We start from the raw sequence: 15,154 nt of genomic DNA on the forward strand, positions 1-15,154 counted from the left end.
CATAGTGTTTCGGTGGTTATTGCGTTAGGGAAACGCCCGGTTACATTCCGAACCCGGAAGCTAAGCCTTTCAGCGCCGATGGTACTGCAGGGGGGACCCTGTGGGAGAGTAGGACGCCGCCGAACAATCATTATGAGGCCCTGCCTCGGATCCATGATCCGGGGCAGGGCCTTTTTAATGCCTGCTGTAGGGTCAGGGGGCATCGTCGGCACATACATACACGTACAGGAGGGCCACGGTGGAGGTCCAGGAGACACGGGTGCAGACGGACCGAATCCTCACGGTCCCCAACATCCTGAGCATGGCACGCCTCGTCGGCGTACCGGTGTTCCTGTGGCTGATCCTGTGGCCCGAGTTCGGCGGTCCGAAGGCCGATGGCTGGGCGCTGCTGGTGCTCGCGTGGAGCGGTATCAGCGACTACCTGGACGGCAAGCTGGCCCGGCGGTGGAACCAGATCAGCAGGCTGGGCCGGATCCTGGACCCGGCGGCGGACCGTCTGTACATCCTGTCCACTCTGGTCGGCCTGACCTGGAGGGAGATTCTCCCCTGGTGGCTCACAGCGCTGCTGCTGGCCCGCGAGGTGATGCTCGGAGTAATGATCCTGGTCCTTCGGAAGCATGGCTACGGGCCGCCGCAGGTAAACTTTATGGGCAAGGCGGCGACTTTCAACCTTATGTACGCCTTCCCGCTCCTCCTCCTGAGTGACGGCAACGGGTGGCTTGGCACGTTCGCTGCTATTTTCGGATGGGCCTTCACCGGATGGGGTACAACGCTCTACTGGTGGGCAGGGATCCTGTATGTGGTCCAGGTCCGCCGGCTCGTCCGGGCGGACGCCACAGCCGATTGAGCCTGTGTGCCCCTCTCCTCGTGCTCCTCGCACGAGCCGCAGGGCCGCCGAGCGCAACACCAGCGGCCCATCTTGGCCCATCGCGGCCCACCGGGGCCGGGCGACGTCGGTGAGAATGCCCGTCTCTCAAGGAGGACGCTTCCGACATGAAGGCCGTCGTGATGGCCGGCGGTGAAGGCACCCGCCTTCGCCCAATGACCTCGAGCATGCCCAAGCCTCTGCTGCCGGTGGTGAACCAGCCGATCATGCAGCACGTGTTGACGCTGCTCAAGCGGCACGGTCTCACCGAGACCGTGGTGACCGTGCAGTTCCTCGCCTCGATCGTCAAGAACTACTTCGGTGACGGCGAAGAGCTCGGCATGGATCTCACCTACGCGAACGAGGAGAAGCCACTCGGGACCGCCGGGAGTGTCAAGAACGCGGAGGAGGCACTCAAGGACGACTCGTTCCTGGTGATCTCCGGTGACGCGCTCACCGACTTCGATCTCACCGAGCTGATCAACTTCCACCGGGAGAAGGGCGCACTGGTCACCGTCTGCCTGACCCGGGTACCGAATCCTCTGGAGTTCGGCATCACCATCGTGGACGAGGAGGGCCGGGTGGAGCGCTTCCTTGAGAAGCCCACCTGGGGGCAGGTTTTCTCCGACACGGTCAACACCGGCATCTACGTCATGGAGCCGGAAGTCTTCGACTATGTCGAGGCCGATACGTCGGTCGACTGGTCCGGGGATGTCTTCCCGCAACTCATGAAGGAGGGCAAGCCGGTCTACGGCTATATCGCCGAGGGCTACTGGGAGGATGTCGGCACTCATGAGAGCTACCTCAAGGCCCAGGCCGACGTCCTGGAGGGCAAGGTCGACGTCGAGATCGACGGCTTTGAGATCTCGCCAGGCGTCTGGGTCGCCGAGGGCGCGGAGGTCCACCCCGACGCCATACTGCGCGGTCCGCTCTATATCGGGGACTACGCCAAGATCGAGGCCGGTGCGGAGATCCGCGAACACACCGTTGTCGGATCCAATGTCGTTGTGAAGTCGGGCGCCTTCCTCCACAAGGCGGTGATCCATGACAATGTGTTCGTCGGGCCGGGGACCAATCTCCGTGGTTGTGTGATCGGGAAGAACACCGACATCATGCGCGCTGCACGGATCGACGAGGGCGCGGTGATCGGTGACGAATGCCTGATCGGCGAGGAATCGAGCATCGCGGGGAATGTTCGTGTTTATCCGTTCAAGACGATCGAGGCCGGTGCGATCGTCAACACCTCGGTTATCTGGGAGTCGCGCGGCCAGGCGCACTTGTTCGGTGCCCGGGGTGTCTCGGGAATCCTGAATGTGGAGATCACTCCGGAGCTGGCCGTCCGTCTCGCGGGTGCCTATGCGACGACGCTGAAGAAGGGCGCCACGGTCACTACCGCCCGTGACCACTCCCGTGGCGCGCGGGCTTTGAAGCGGGCAGTCATCTCGGCGCTGCAGACCAGCGCCATCGACGTACGGGACCTGGAGAACGTCCCCATGCCGGTGGCCCGGCAGCAGACAGCGCGCGGCAGCGCCGGCGGGATCATGATCCGCACCACGCCCGGAACGCCGGACTCGCTCGACATCATGTTCTTCGACGAGAGCGGTGCCGACCTTTCTGCGGCCGGCCAGCGCAAGCTCGACCGGGTCTACGCCCGCCAGGAGTACCGCCGGGCGTTCCCCGGCGAAATCGGCGACCTGTACTTCCCGGCGACCGTCTTCGACTCCTACACCGGAGCGCTGCTGCGCGCGGTGGACACCTCGGGTATCGCCGATTCCGGTCTGAAAGTTGTCGTGGACGCCGCCAACGGCAGCGCGGGGCTCGTTCTGCCCAGCCTTCTGGGCCGGCTCAAGGTGGACTCGCTCACCATCAATCCGGGCCTGGACGAGTCGCGGCCCACCGAGACCGCCGAGAGCCGGCGGGCCGGGCTGGTCCGGCTGGGTGAGATCGTCGCCTCGTCCAGAGCGGCTTTCGGGGTGCGGTTCGACCCGGTCGGCGAGCGGCTGTCGCTGGTCGACGAGCGCGGGAAGATCATTGAGGACGACCGGGCGCTGTTGGTGCTGCTCGACCTGGTGGCGGCCGAGCGCCGCAGCGGGCGGGTGGCGCTGCCGGTGACCACGACTCGTATCGCCGAGCAGGTGGCGGCCTATCACGGCACGCAGGTGGAGTGGACGACGACATCGCCGGACGACCTCACCCGGGTCGGCCGGGCCGAGTCGACGATCTTCGGCGGGGACGGCAGGGGTGCGTTCATCATCCCGGAGTTCAGCAGCGTCTTCGACGGCACCGCGGCCTTCGTCCGGTTGATCGGCCTGGTGGCCCGTACACAGCTGACGCTGAGCCAGATCGACGCCCGGATCCCGCGGGCGCACGTCCTCAAGCGCGATCTGGCGACCCCGTGGGCGGTCAAGGGCATGGTGATGCGGCGGGTGGTCGAGGAGGCGGGCGATCGTTCCGTCGACACCACGGACGGTGTGCGAGTGGTCGAGGCCGACGGGCGTTGGGTGATGGTGCTGCCGGACCCGGCCGAGGCGGTCACCCATCTGTGGGCCGAGGGGCCTGATGACGCCTCCGCCCAGGCGTTGCTGGACGAATGGTCGGCGATTGTGGAGAGCGCAGGCCGCTGAGCGAGCGGTGAGCCCCCTGCCGGTGCGCCCGAACGGCGCGCCGGCAGGGGGCCGTTCGAGCGCGGCCCCCCGACGTGCGACGATGTGCGGCATGCCGCAGCAGCAACCCGATCGGAGCAGCCCCAGCCGGAAGGCCGTGCCACGGCGCCCCGATGCCTCGATGTCGCTGCTGACCAATGTCATGGAGCACAGCCTCGACGACGGCTACGCGGAGGCGGCGGCCCGCCGGGGTGAGACGGGCACCTCGCGGCTCCCCGGAACGCTGCGCGGGAAACTTGTCCTCGCTGTGGGCCTGGTGCTGGCGGCCGTCGTCGTCACCCTGGGTGCCGCCCAGGCACGGGTCGCGGCGCCCACGCTGGCCAAGGAACGCCAGAAGCTGATCGACCGCGTCCAGTCCGAGACCAAGTCCGCCGACGGCCTGCAGAAAAGCGTGAACGGCCTGCGGGACGACGTGGCAGCAAAGCAGAGCAAGGCGCTGAAGGACCACGGTGGTGACAGCACCGCGCTGGTTTCTCTCCTCGCCGCCGCCACCGCGGTGGCCGGACCGGGTATGAAGCTGGTGGTCAACGACGCCAAGGAGGCCTCGTCGGGCGGCGGCAGCAACCCCCGTACGAGCAGTGATTTTTCCGACACCGGGCGGGTCCGCGACCGCGACATGCAGCGGGTTGTCAATGGCGTGTGGGCGTCGGGCGCCGAGGCGGTCTCGGTCAACGGGCAGCGGCTGACGGTGCTGTCGGCCATCCGTGCCGCCGGTGACGCCATACTGGTCGACAACAGGCCGCTGGTGCCGCCGTACACGGTGCTGGCGATCGGGGACGGGCAGCGGCTCAGTACTGCGTTCCAGGACAGTGCGGACGGGCAGTATCTGCACGTCCTGGAGCAGAACTACGGGATCCGCGTGAGCATCACCGCCGAGGACACGCTCCGGCTGCCCGCCGCCCCGAGCTTGACCGTACGTTCCGCCAAGCCGGCCCCCGGGGCCGGTACGTCGGACGCTACCAAAACAGGGAAGGGTGCGTAGTGATCGCCGTACTGGGCCTCGTCGTGGGAGTAGTGGTGGGCCTTGTGGTCCGTCCCGTGGTGCCGACGGTGGTCGAGCCCTACCTCCCCATTGCCGTGGTCGCCGCGCTCGACGCCGTTTTCGGCGGTCTGCGGGCGATGCTGGACGGCATTTTCGACGACAAGGTTTTCGTGGTCTCCTTCCTGTCCAATGTGGTGGTGGCCGCGCTGATCGTGTTCCTGGGCGACAAGCTCGGCGTCGGCGCACAGCTGTCCACAGGTGTCGTGGTCGTCCTCGGCATCCGCATCTTCTCCAACGCGGCCGCGATCCGCCGCCACGTGTTCCGGGCGTGACAGCGGCATGAGCGAGGACGAGAGGCCGGAGAAGCCTCCGGGCCGAAGCCCGGACGAGATCCCGGACGAGATCCCGGACAAGATCCCGGACAAGATCCCGGAGAGCAGCGCGGAGGGCGTCCCGGAGACGGGGCCGCCGGCCGCCGGGCTGCCTGGCCCGATGCCGCCGGCGGAACCGCCCACGGCCCTGGAAGAGCCCGCGGGCGCGCGGGAGCGGTCGGGGGCCCCGGCCGACGGCAGACAGCGCCTGAGGGCCGGTCTGTGGCCGCCACGGGTGTCACGGGCGCAGCTGATTGTCGCGTTGCTGCTGTTCGGGCTGGGCCTGGGCCTGGCCATCCAGGTGCGGTCCACCAACGACAACAGCGTGCTGCGTGGCGCGCGCCAGGAGGACCTGGTGCGCATCCTGGACGAGCTGGACAACCGCACGCAGCGGCTGCAGGACGAGAAACGGCGGCTGGAGGCCCAGCGGACCGAACTGGAGAACAGCTCGAACCACGCCGCGGAGGCCCGTAAACAAACCGAGCAGAAGGCCCAGCAACTCGGCGTGCTGGCGGGCACAGTGGCGGCCCAGGGCCCCGGTATCACGCTGACGGTCACCGACCCGAAGGGCAGCGTCCAGGCCGATATGCTGTTGGACACGCTGCAGGAGCTCCGGGCGGCCGGTGCGGAGGCGATCCAGATCAACGATGTACGCGTTGTGGCGGGTACGTACTTCACCCAGGCTTCCAGCGGTGTGCAGGTCGACGGCCACGGGGTGTCGCAGCCCTACCGGTTCAAGGTGATCGGCAATCCGCCGGATCTGGAGCCCGCGCTGAATATTCCTGGTGGCGTGGTGCAGACTCTGGAGAAGGAGCAGGCCACAGCCGATGTGGTGCGCTCCCAGAAGATCATCGTGAATGCCTTGCGGGTGTCGAAGCAGCCTGACTACGCTCGGTCGTCATCCGGGTGATGGCGGCGACGAGTGGAGGCGGCTCAAGGAGGGCAGGGAAACTGCGGGGGGTCGCCGTCCCCACAGGGTGGTGCGTGGTGGAAACTGTGTTGTTGTCATGGCTGAGGGTTCGTCCTGCCCCACGGGCGGGTCTGTTTCGTTCAAGGGGAATCGCCCGTGAAGTTGTTTGAGAAGTTGTTCGGCAAGCGTGCCCGGCAGGAGGGTGACAGCGCGACCGCGCGTCACCGGGCGCCGAGAAGCGCGCAGGGGGAGGCTTCCTCCGAGGAGCGTCCGCTGTTCCGTAATGATCCCGCTGCTCCGGGCGGCGACATTTCGGGTGGTCATGGGGCGGGTTCTGTTGACCCTGCGGCATCGGGACGCATAGGTTTTGGTGAACCATCAGCCTCACGTACGGGTGGAGGGTCCTTGCCGGTCTGCACGAGGTGCGGGCACCGAAATGCGGAGGCCAGTCGCTTCTGCTCCAACTGCGGCGCACCATTGCGGGGCGGGGCCCCTGCCGAGCGGCCGTCCGAGACCACATCCACGATCTCGATCTCCGGCCTGGAGGCCTACGAGGCCGAGGCCACCGGCCAGACCGCGCTTCCGTCGCTGTCCCCGGAGGCCCAGGCGGCGGTGGACGCCCTGCCACCCGGTTCGGCGTTGCTGGTCGTACGGCGCGGTCCCAATTCGGGCAGCCGCTTCCTGCTCGACGGCGAGCTGACCACGGCGGGCCGTCATCCGGAGAGCGACATCTTCCTCGACGACGTGACTGTCTCGCGGCGGCATGTGGAGTTCCGGCGGAGCCCGGACGGCGGCTTCATGGTCGCCGATGTCGGCAGCCTGAATGGCACGTACGTCAACCGGGAGCGCATCGACTCGGTGCCGCTCGCCAACGGCGACGAGGTCCAGATCGGCAAGTACCGGCTGGTCTTCTACCCGAGCCAGCGGGGCTTTTGACCCTCCCCCGGACTCCGTCCGGGGGGACCCCCAGGGAAGGTCCATGCTTCGTACACCGTCGGGCGGTGCCGGAAACGGCACCGCTGCCGCGGGCGGTCGGCTGCTGAGCATCGGCGCGGTGCTCAGTCGGCTGCGCGACGAGTTCCCCGAGGTCACCATCTCCAAGATCCGCTTCTTGGAGGCGGAGGGCCTGGTGGAACCGCAGCGGACCCCCTCCGGGTACCGGAAATTCAGTCTCCCGGATGTCGAGCGGCTCGCCTCCGTCCTGCGGATGCAGCGGGACCACTATCTTCCCCTGAAGGTGATCCGGGAGCATCTGGACGCCCTCGACCGGGGCGAGCAGGTCCCGCTACCGTCGCCCGGCGAATCGCGTGACCTGCTCGGCTGGGCGCCGGAGGCGGAGCCGTCCTGTCCGCGGATCGGCCGTGACGAGCTGATCGCCGCCACCGGTGCGGCTGAGGACCAACTCGCGCAGTGGGAGTCGTACGGGCTGGTGGGGCCCGGTCCGGACGGCGGATATGACGCCGAAACGGTGAATATCGCGAAGATCGTCGCCGACCTGGGGCGGTACGGCCTCGAGCCACGCCATTTGCGGGCTGTCAAGGCCGCCGCGGACCGCGAGGTCGGTCTGGTCGAACAAGTGGTCGCTCCGTTGCGGCGGCATCGCAACCCGCAGACCCGCAACCACGCTGAGAGCACGGCCCGGGAACTGGCCGCGCTCTCGGTCCGGTTGCACGCCGCGCTGGTCCAGTCTGCGCTCCGGGTACGGCTGCCCTGAAGCCGGCCGAGAAGTCCCCGACTACCCAAACCTGCCGGGCACGTCCTAGGGTTGCTGTGTGAACGAGCTCGACGTCGTGGGTGTCCGGGTGGAAATGCCCTCCAATCAGCCAATCGTGCTCCTGCGCGAAGTGGGGGGCGACCGCTACCTGCCCATTTGGATCGGGCCGGGAGAGGCTACCGCCATCGCTTTCGCCCAGCAGGGCATGACTCCAGCCCGGCCGCTGACGCACGACCTGTTCAAGGACGTGCTCGAGGCGGTCGGACAGACACTGACCGAGGTCCGCATCACCGACCTCCGTGAGGGGGTTTTCTACGCCGAGCTGGTGTTCGCCAGCGGTGTCGAGGTCAGCGCCCGCCCCTCTGACGCCATAGCGCTGGCGCTGCGCACCGGGACGCCGATCTACGGCAGCGACGGGGTGCTGGACGACGCGGGTATCGCCATCCCGGACGAGCAGGAGGACGAGGTCGAGAAGTTCCGCGAATTCCTGGACCAGATCTCGCCCGAGGACTTCGGAACGAGCAGCCAGTGACGCCTGCCCCAGGGCATTCGACTACCCTTTCCCCTTCGGTGGTCACGGGAAACCACTCTCGCGGTTGATATCACTCGGCGTGCCGAGCGTGGCGATCGTTGACGCACCCCGGGTGACTGCCTACCGTCGAGATGGAAAGTCCCGACGGCATGTGCGCGTGCCTCCGGGACGCGAAGGGACGGAGGGTCGGCGTGAGAAGCACCGGCGACGGTATGGCCGCAGGCGGCTCGTATCCGATGCACGGGGCGTTGGCCCGTAACCCTGGCATGGCAGCGGGCGGGGGCAGCGCGTCGTCCGGACCGGGGCCTGAGCCCGGGTCCGAACAGATCGGTTACCGCGGGCCCACGGCCTGCGCGGCGACCGGGATCACCTACCGACAGCTCGACTACTGGGCCCGCACCGGCCTGGTCGAGCCGAGTGTGCGGCCCGCATACGGCTCGGGCAGCCAGCGGCTCTACAGCTTCCGGGACGTTGTCGTCCTCAAGATCGTCAAGCGGCTGCTCGATACCGGTGTGTCGCTCCAGAACATCCGTACCGCCGTGCAGCATCTGCGCTCCAGCGCCCCGTCCGAGCTGGCCCGGATGACCCTGATGAGCGATGGTGCCACGGTCTACGAGTGCTCCTCGCCGGACGAGGTCGTCGACCTGCTCCAGGGCGGCCAGGGGATCTTCGGGATCGCTGTGGGCGTGGTCTGGCGCGACGTGGAGAGCACGCTGTCCCAGCTGCACGGCGAGCGGGTCGACACCGGGGAGACCCTCGTCGGCCACAACCCAGCCGACGAGCTCGCGCGGCGCCGCAATCGCGCGGGGTAGATCCATGTCGTACGCGTGTGCGACGGATGTCAGTGCCGTGCGGCACCATCGGTAAGTGTGAGAAGCACTCCGACGATCCTGCACCTGGACATGGACGCGTTCTTCGCGGCCGTGGAGCAGGCATCGAAGCCGAGCCTGCGCGGGAAGCCCGTGGTGGTCGGCGGCCTCGGTCCGCGCGGGGTCGTCGCCACGGCGTCCTACGAGGCGCGGGTCCACGGAGTGCACTCGGCGATGGCCATGGCCCATGCAAGGCGGCTGTGCCCCAACGCGGCGTACCTGGTGCCGCGCTTCGGGCTCTACCGAAAGGTCAGCGACACCGTCATGGGGTTGCTCGGCGAGCTGTCGCCGCTGGTGGAGCCGTTGAGCCTGGACGAGGCGTTCGTGGATCTCGACGCGGGGGGAGTCGAGGAGCCGCCCCTGCTCGTGGCCCAGCGGCTGCGGGCGGACATCAAGGCGGCCACCGGACTGACCGCCTCGGTGGGTCTGGCCGCCTCCAAGCTGCTCGCCAAGATCGCCTCGGAGCGGGCCAAGCCGGATGGTGTTGTCCTGGTCGAGCCGGGCACCGAGCGCGCGCTGCTGGACCCCCTGCCGGTCCGCACCCTCTGGGGCGTCGGACCGGCGACGGCCGAGCATCTGCGCCGGGCCGGGATCACCACGGTCGCCGAGGTGGCCCATGCCGGCGAGTCCGAGCTCGTACGGCTGCTGGGCAAGGCACACGGGGCCTCGCTGTACGCCATGGCGGCGGGGCTCGACGACCGGCCGGTGGTGGCCGACCGGGAAATGAAGTCGGTCTCGGTCGAGGACACCTTCGACGTGGACCTGACGGACCGGGCCCGGGTTCGAACCGAGGTGGCCAGGCTCGCCGACCGCTGCGTTCAGCGGTTGCGGGGCGCGGGGCGGTCCGGGCGAACTGTCGTGATCAAGGTCCGCCGGTACGACTTCAGCACGCTCACCCGGTCCGAGACCCTGCGGGCGCCGACGGATGATCCGGCGGTGGTGCGGGAGACCGCGGCCCGGCTGATCGAGGCGGTGGACACCACCGGGGGCGTACGGCTGCTCGGGGTGGGGGTGGCGGGACTGGCCGACTTCACCCAGGAGGACCTCTTCGCGCAGACAGCGCAGGAGGCGGAGAAGGCCGAGCAGCTGTTGCCCGCCGGTGAGGCGGCTCCCGAGCCTGTGCCGGAGCCCGTCGTGGCCCGGCGGTGGACCCCGGGGCAGGACGTACGGCACAGCGAATTCGGCGCGGGATGGGTACAGGGCAGCGGCGTCGGCCGGGTGACCGTACGGTTCGAGGAACCGGGATCGGTGCCCGGCCGGGTACGGACTTTCGCGGTCGAGGACCCGGAGCTCAGCCCGGCCGAGCCGCTGCCTTTGGTGTCGTAGGGCTCCGGGCCGGGTCCGGCGGATCTTCCCGCCTCCCCCCTTCCCTCACCGCCTCAGCCGCCCGCCAGTTCCCCGAAGTCCCGGTCGGCCGGGTCCTGCGGTCGGCTGCCGGCGGGCGGAACCGCCATGCCGTAGTGGTGGTAGAGCTGCAACTCCTGCTCGGGCGAGAGATGACGTCCCACACCGAAGTCCGGGGCGTCCTTGATGAGAGCCTTGTCGAACGGGACACACAGCTGGTCCTGCACGAGCTCGCTGGGCTCCAGCGGCACGAAGGCATCCCGGCTGAACAGCCCGGTGCGGACGGAGGCCCATTCGGGTTCGCCGGTCGAGTCGTCCAGATAGACCTCGTCGACCGTGCCGATCTTCACTCCGTTACGGTCGAGGGCCCGGCGGCCGATCAGGCTGCGCGGATCGATGTCGGTCTGCACGGTGCCTCCAACTGTTCGGAATGATCCCATTTAGTCATGAAAAATGGCTTCTGTCATACCTGGTCAGAAGGAAACCCGCTGATAGGCTGGCAACGGCTGCAAACCCCATGCGGGAGAGTCCTGCGACGACGCTGTCGCAAGGCGCCGAAGGAGCAACTCCTCCCCGGAATCTCTCAGGCACCCGGTACCGCATGGGCTAGGTCACTCTGGAAAGCAGGAAGGGCTGCAGAGCCTTTTCCTCACCGACGGTGAAAGCCGCCCCGCGGGACGCGAGGCGGTGAAGCTCTCAGGTTGTGATGACAGAGGGGGAGGCCGTGTCGTGCCAGACCAGGAGGCCTCCGCAGATGACCACCCCTCGCAACCCTCGCACTCCGCTGTCCCAACTGGAGCGCGGTATCCCGTTCGCCGCCCGCCATATCGGCCCCGATGCCGCGGCGCAGGCCAAGATGCTCGCCCAGGTCGGCTACGGCTCGCTCGACGAGCTGACCGCGGCCGCCGTGCCGGACAGCATCAAGAGCACCGAGGCACTACGGCTGCCCGAGGCCCGTACCGAAGCAGAGGTCCTCGCCGAACTGCGCGTCCTCGCGGACCGCAACCAGGTGCTGCACCCCATGATCGGCCTTGGGTACTACGGCACCTTCACCCCGCCGGTGATCCTGCGCAACGTCATGGAGAACCCCGCCTGGTACACGGCGTACACGCCCTACCAGCCGGAGATCTCCCAGGGCCGGCTGGAAGCGCTGCTCAACTTCCAGACCGCCGTCGCCGACCTGACCGGGCTGCCCACCTCCGGCGCCTCGCTGCTGGACGAGGGGACGGCCGCCGCTGAGGCCATGTCGCTCTCCCGCCGGGTCGGCAGGGTGAAGGACGGGGTCTTCCTGGTCGACGCAGACACATTCCCGCAGACCGTCGCGGTGCTCCGGACCCGGGCGGAGCCCACCGGCGTCGAGGTGGTCGTCGCCGATCTCTCCGACGGCATCCCGGCGGAGGCTGCCGGGCGCGGCATTTTCGGGGTGCTGCTGCAGTACCCGGGTGCCTCCGGCGCCGTAAGGGACCTCCGGCCGGTGATCGACCGGGCGCACGAGCTGGGGGCGATCGTCACCGTCGCCGCCGACCTCCTGTCGCTGACCCTGCTCACCTCACCCGGAGCGCTCGGCGCGGACATCGCCGTTGGCACCACCCAGCGTTTCGGCGTGCCGATGGGCTTCGGCGGCCCGCACGCCGGATACCTGGCGGTGCGCTCGGCGTACGCCCGCAGCCTGCCCGGCCGCCTGGTCGGCGTATCGGTCGACGCCGACGGCAACAAGGCCTACCGGCTGGCGCTGCAGACCCGTGAGCAGCACATCCGCCGCGAGAAGGCCACCAGCAACATCTGCACCGCGCAGGTGCTCCTTGCCGTCATGGCCGGGATGTACGCGGTCTACCACGGTCCGGACGGTCTGGCCGGCATCGCCCGCCGCACCCACCGCTACGCGGCGATCCTGGCCGAGGGCCTGCGGGCCGGGGGCGTCGAGGTCGTCCACGACGAGTTCTTCGACACGGTGACGGTACGGGTGCCCGGCCGCGCCGCCGAGACCGTGGCGGCCGCCCGGCAGGCCGGGGTCAACCTCCGCCAGACCGACGCGGACCTGGTCGGCATCGCATGCGACGAGACCACGGGCCGTGAGCAGCTGACCGCGGTGTGGGGCGCGTTCGGGGTGCACGGTGACATCGAGGCGCTGGACGCGGCTGTCGCCGACGCCCTGCCCGAGGGGCTGCCGCGCGGTGACGACTACCTCACTCACCCGGTCTTCCACCAGCACCGCTCCGAGACCGCGATGCTCCGCTATCTGCGCCGTCTCGCCGACCGGGACTACGCGCTGGACCGGGGCATGATCCCGCTCGGCTCCTGCACGATGAAGCTCAACGCGACCACCGAGATGGAGCCGGTCACCTGGCCGGAGTTCGGCGCGCTGCACCCCTTCGCCCCCGTCGAGCAGGCGGCCGGCTACCTCACGCTGATCCATGAGCTGGAGGACCAGCTCGCCGAGGTCACCGGCTACGACAAGGTCAGCATCCAGCCGAACGCGGGCTCCCAGGGCGAACTCGCCGGTCTGCTCGCGGTCCGCGCCTACCATCGCGCGGCCGGCGACGCCCAGCGCACCGTCTGTCTCATCCCGTCCTCCGCGCACGGCACCAACGCCGCCAGTGCCGTCATGGCCGGTATGAAGGTCGTCGTGGTGCGTACCAGCGAGGACGGCGACGTCGATGTCGCCGACCTGCACGCGAAGATCGAGCAGTATCGCGACGAGCTCGCCGTGCTGATGGTCACCTACCCCTCCACCCATGGTGTGTTCGAGGACAACATCACCGACGTCTGCGCGGCCGTGCACGAGGCCGGCGGCCAGGTGTACGTGGACGGTGCCAACCTCAACGCTCTGGTGGGGCTTGCCGGGCCCGGCAAGTTCGGCGCGGATGTCTCGCACCTGAACCTGCACAAGACCTTCTGCATCCCGCACGGTGGCGGCGGCCCCGGCGTCGGCCCGGTCGCGGTCCGCGCGCACCTCGCCCCGTACCTCCCGAACCACCCGCTGCAGCCAACCGCGGGCCCGGCGACCGGCGTCGGCCCGGTCTCGGCCGCTCCGTGGGGCTCGGCGGGCATCCTGCCGATCTCCTGGGCGTACGTACGGCTGATGGGGGCCGAGGGCCTCAAGCGCGCGACGCAGGTGGCGGTACTGGGGGCGAACTACATCGCCAAGCGGCTCGAACCGCACTACCCGGTGCTCTATACGGGCCCCGCCGGGCTGGTCGCCCACGAGTGCATCATCGATCTGCGGCCGCTGGCCAAGGAGACCGGCGTCTCGGTGGACGATGTCGCCAAGCGGCTGATCGACTACGGCTTCCACGCGCCGACCATGTCCTTCCCGGTGGCCGGGACGCTGATGATCGAGCCGACGGAGAGTGAGGACCTGGCGGAGCTGGACCGCTTCTGCGAGGCGATGATCGCGATCCGGGGCGAGATCGACAAGGTCGGCTCGGGGGAGTGGCCTGCGGCGGACAGCCCGTTGCGCAACGCCCCGCACACGGCTGCGGCGCTGGGCGGGGAGTGGGACCACCCGTACTCGCGTGAGGAGGCGGTCTTCCCGGCCGGGGTGACGCCCGCGGAGAAGTACTGGCCGCCGGTGCGCCGTATCGACGGCGCGTTCGGCGATCGCAATCTGGTGTGCTCGTGCCCGCCGCTGGAGGAGTACGACGCCTAGGAGGCCTTGGACAGGAAGGCCGTCCAGTCGGATCATCAGCGCCCGCCGCGCCGGGAGCACTTCCCGGCGCTGGCTGGGGGAGCGTCAACGTCACAAGGCCGGCGGCGGCTCGTGACTCAGCCGCTCCGCAGCCGGCACGGCGGCGGAGCAGGGGGCCGTACGTTCCGGGGCCGGGGTCAGGCAGCCGTCACGATGTGCTCGGTACCGAAGGGCCGGTGGGGTGCGATGATCTGCCCGTCGGGGAGCAGTTCGCCGGTGTCCTCGAAGAGGAGGACACCGTTGCACAGCAGGCTCCAGCCTTGTTCCGGGTGATGGGCCACGATGTGGGCGGCTTCCCGGTCGGGGTACTCGGCTGACGGGCACTGCGGCTGGTGCTGGCACATTGACGGTGTCTTTCGCTGAGGTTGGAGTGTCGTACGGCTGGATTGGGTAGGTACCTCGGTCATGGCCGCTCCCCCGTTACTTCGGTCGGTCCCAGTGTTGCCCTACTGGCGTCATTCCGCAGGGATTTCGCGCGAGCTGTCCTCGATACTTGGGGACGCGTTCACTCGCGCGGTCGGTTGCTCGCGCAGTGCAACGCCCCCGTGACCGTTCCGTCACGGGGGCGTCGGGCTGTCGCCCGCTCCGGGGCTTTTCAGGCCGGCGAGCTCAGCAGCGGCGTGGGCGCCAGTCGCAGGGTGAGCACCGGCACCAGGTCGGTGAGCCGGTGCAGCCGGTGGGCGGCGATCCCGGGCGGCGCGGGGGCGAGCGGGATGAGCAGGTCGGCGGAGGCGGGCTGGGCGACGGCCGGATCGTCCGTCAGGTCGCTGTGCAGCCAAAGCGTCAGCATGTACAGTCCGGGCACCGAGAGCAGGTGCGGCTGGTATCCGGCCGTCAGTACGTCCGCCTGGCGCAGCGCGCGCTCCGTGGAGGCCAGGTACGGGCCTTCGCAGAAGTGTGAGAACGCCCAGCCGTCCGCGGTGGGCACGGTCTCGCCGGCCGCGGCGACCCGCTCGTCCGACCGTATGTGGAACCGCCAGCCGGTGAGCCGGGCGTGCGGCAGCCCGCCGCCCGGGGCCGTCGGCTCCAGTACGTGCATCGGGAGCGGGTGGTCAGGAACGAGGGGTCCGACGGCTTCCCGAAGCGCGGGGGTGCGTGCCTCGCGGACCGTGGCGGGGGAGCTCAGCGCGGCGAGTACGCTCCGCAGCGCGGCGGAGGGGGCTGGGGGAATATGCAGCGGCATGGTGGGCGGCCTCTCATGGGGAGACACGGTGGA

Annotated in this window: 14 protein-coding genes, 1 rRNA gene and 1 riboswitch; of the genes, 12 read left to right on the forward strand and 3 right to left on the reverse strand. The window is 69.1% G+C overall.

Annotated features, from left to right (window positions below; genetic code table 11):
* Positions 1-8 precede the first annotated feature (8 nt).
* From rrf to FCI23_RS23780, 11 genes are all read left to right on the forward strand, one after another.
* Positions 9-125: ribosomal RNA gene (gene rrf, locus FCI23_RS23725) — 5S ribosomal RNA — on the forward strand.
* Positions 126-238: 113 nt separating this feature from the next.
* Positions 239-847, forward strand: a complete 609-nt coding sequence (locus FCI23_RS23730; RefSeq protein WP_136725949.1) for a CDP-alcohol phosphatidyltransferase family protein — start codon at positions 239-241, stop codon at positions 845-847.
* Between the two features lie 146 nt (positions 848-993).
* Entirely contained in the window at positions 994-3,489 is a 2,496-nt protein-coding gene (locus FCI23_RS23735) for a mannose-1-phosphate guanyltransferase (protein ID WP_136725950.1), read from the forward strand.
* Between the two features lie 82 nt (positions 3,490-3,571).
* Positions 3,572-4,510, forward strand: coding sequence for a DUF881 domain-containing protein (locus FCI23_RS23740; RefSeq protein ID WP_136725951.1), 939 nt, complete (start codon positions 3,572-3,574; stop codon positions 4,508-4,510).
* Positions 4,510-4,842, forward strand: a complete 333-nt coding sequence (locus FCI23_RS23745; RefSeq protein WP_030364457.1) for a small basic family protein — start codon at positions 4,510-4,512, stop codon at positions 4,840-4,842. The genes FCI23_RS23740 and FCI23_RS23745 overlap by 1 nt, the downstream gene beginning before the upstream one ends.
* A 7-nt stretch (positions 4,843-4,849) precedes the next feature.
* On the forward strand, positions 4,850-5,791 hold the full coding sequence (locus tag FCI23_RS23750) for a DUF881 domain-containing protein (RefSeq protein WP_136725952.1): 942 nt from the start codon (positions 4,850-4,852) through the stop codon (positions 5,789-5,791).
* Positions 5,792-5,905: 114 nt separating this feature from the next.
* Positions 5,906-6,727, forward strand: a complete 822-nt coding sequence (locus FCI23_RS23760) for an FHA domain-containing protein (RefSeq protein WP_211265464.1) — start codon at positions 5,906-5,908, stop codon at positions 6,725-6,727.
* A gap of 43 nt (positions 6,728-6,770) precedes the next feature.
* Positions 6,771-7,505 (forward strand): transcriptional regulator FtsR, encoded by a 735-nt coding sequence (ftsR, locus tag FCI23_RS23765; protein WP_136725955.1) that lies wholly within the window; start codon positions 6,771-6,773, stop codon positions 7,503-7,505.
* A 58-nt stretch (positions 7,506-7,563) separates the two neighbouring features.
* The gene (locus tag FCI23_RS23770) at positions 7,564-8,037 is read left to right on the forward strand and encodes a bifunctional nuclease family protein (RefSeq protein ID WP_136725956.1); all 474 of its coding nucleotides are present in this window, start codon (positions 7,564-7,566) and stop codon (positions 8,035-8,037) included.
* Between the two features lie 191 nt (positions 8,038-8,228).
* The gene (locus tag FCI23_RS23775; RefSeq protein WP_136725957.1) at positions 8,229-8,849 is read left to right on the forward strand and encodes a MerR family transcriptional regulator; all 621 of its coding nucleotides are present in this window, start codon (positions 8,229-8,231) and stop codon (positions 8,847-8,849) included.
* Between the two features lie 57 nt (positions 8,850-8,906).
* Positions 8,907-10,232, forward strand: a complete 1,326-nt coding sequence (locus tag FCI23_RS23780; RefSeq protein ID WP_136725958.1) for a DNA polymerase IV — start codon at positions 8,907-8,909, stop codon at positions 10,230-10,232.
* Positions 10,233-10,285: 53 nt separating this feature from the next.
* On the opposite strand, the gene FCI23_RS23785 is transcribed toward FCI23_RS23780, so the two are convergent.
* Positions 10,286-10,660: a PRC-barrel domain-containing protein gene (locus FCI23_RS23785; protein ID WP_169316910.1), complete on the reverse strand. Its 375-nt coding sequence runs from the start codon at positions 10,658-10,660 to the stop codon at positions 10,286-10,288.
* Positions 10,661-10,760: 100 nt separating this feature from the next.
* Positions 10,761-10,860, forward strand: a riboswitch (glycine riboswitch).
* A gap of 144 nt (positions 10,861-11,004) precedes the next feature.
* Between FCI23_RS23785 and gcvP the strand changes: the two genes are divergently transcribed.
* The gene (gene gcvP, locus FCI23_RS23790; protein WP_136725960.1) at positions 11,005-13,899 is read left to right on the forward strand and encodes an aminomethyl-transferring glycine dehydrogenase; all 2,895 of its coding nucleotides are present in this window, start codon (positions 11,005-11,007) and stop codon (positions 13,897-13,899) included.
* A 176-nt stretch (positions 13,900-14,075) separates the two neighbouring features.
* Here the strand turns inward: gcvP and FCI23_RS23795 are convergent, their stop codons facing one another.
* Positions 14,076-14,282, reverse strand: coding sequence for a DUF5999 family protein (locus FCI23_RS23795; protein WP_136725961.1), 207 nt, complete (start codon positions 14,280-14,282; stop codon positions 14,076-14,078).
* Positions 14,283-14,533: 251 nt separating this feature from the next.
* Positions 14,534-15,121: a hypothetical protein gene (locus FCI23_RS23800; protein WP_136725962.1), complete on the reverse strand. Its 588-nt coding sequence runs from the start codon at positions 15,119-15,121 to the stop codon at positions 14,534-14,536.
* Positions 15,122-15,154 lie beyond the last annotated feature (33 nt).

Source organism: Actinacidiphila oryziradicis (assembly GCF_005047355.1).
Taxonomy (GTDB): Bacteria; Actinomycetota; Actinomycetes; order Streptomycetales; family Streptomycetaceae; genus Actinacidiphila; species Actinacidiphila oryziradicis.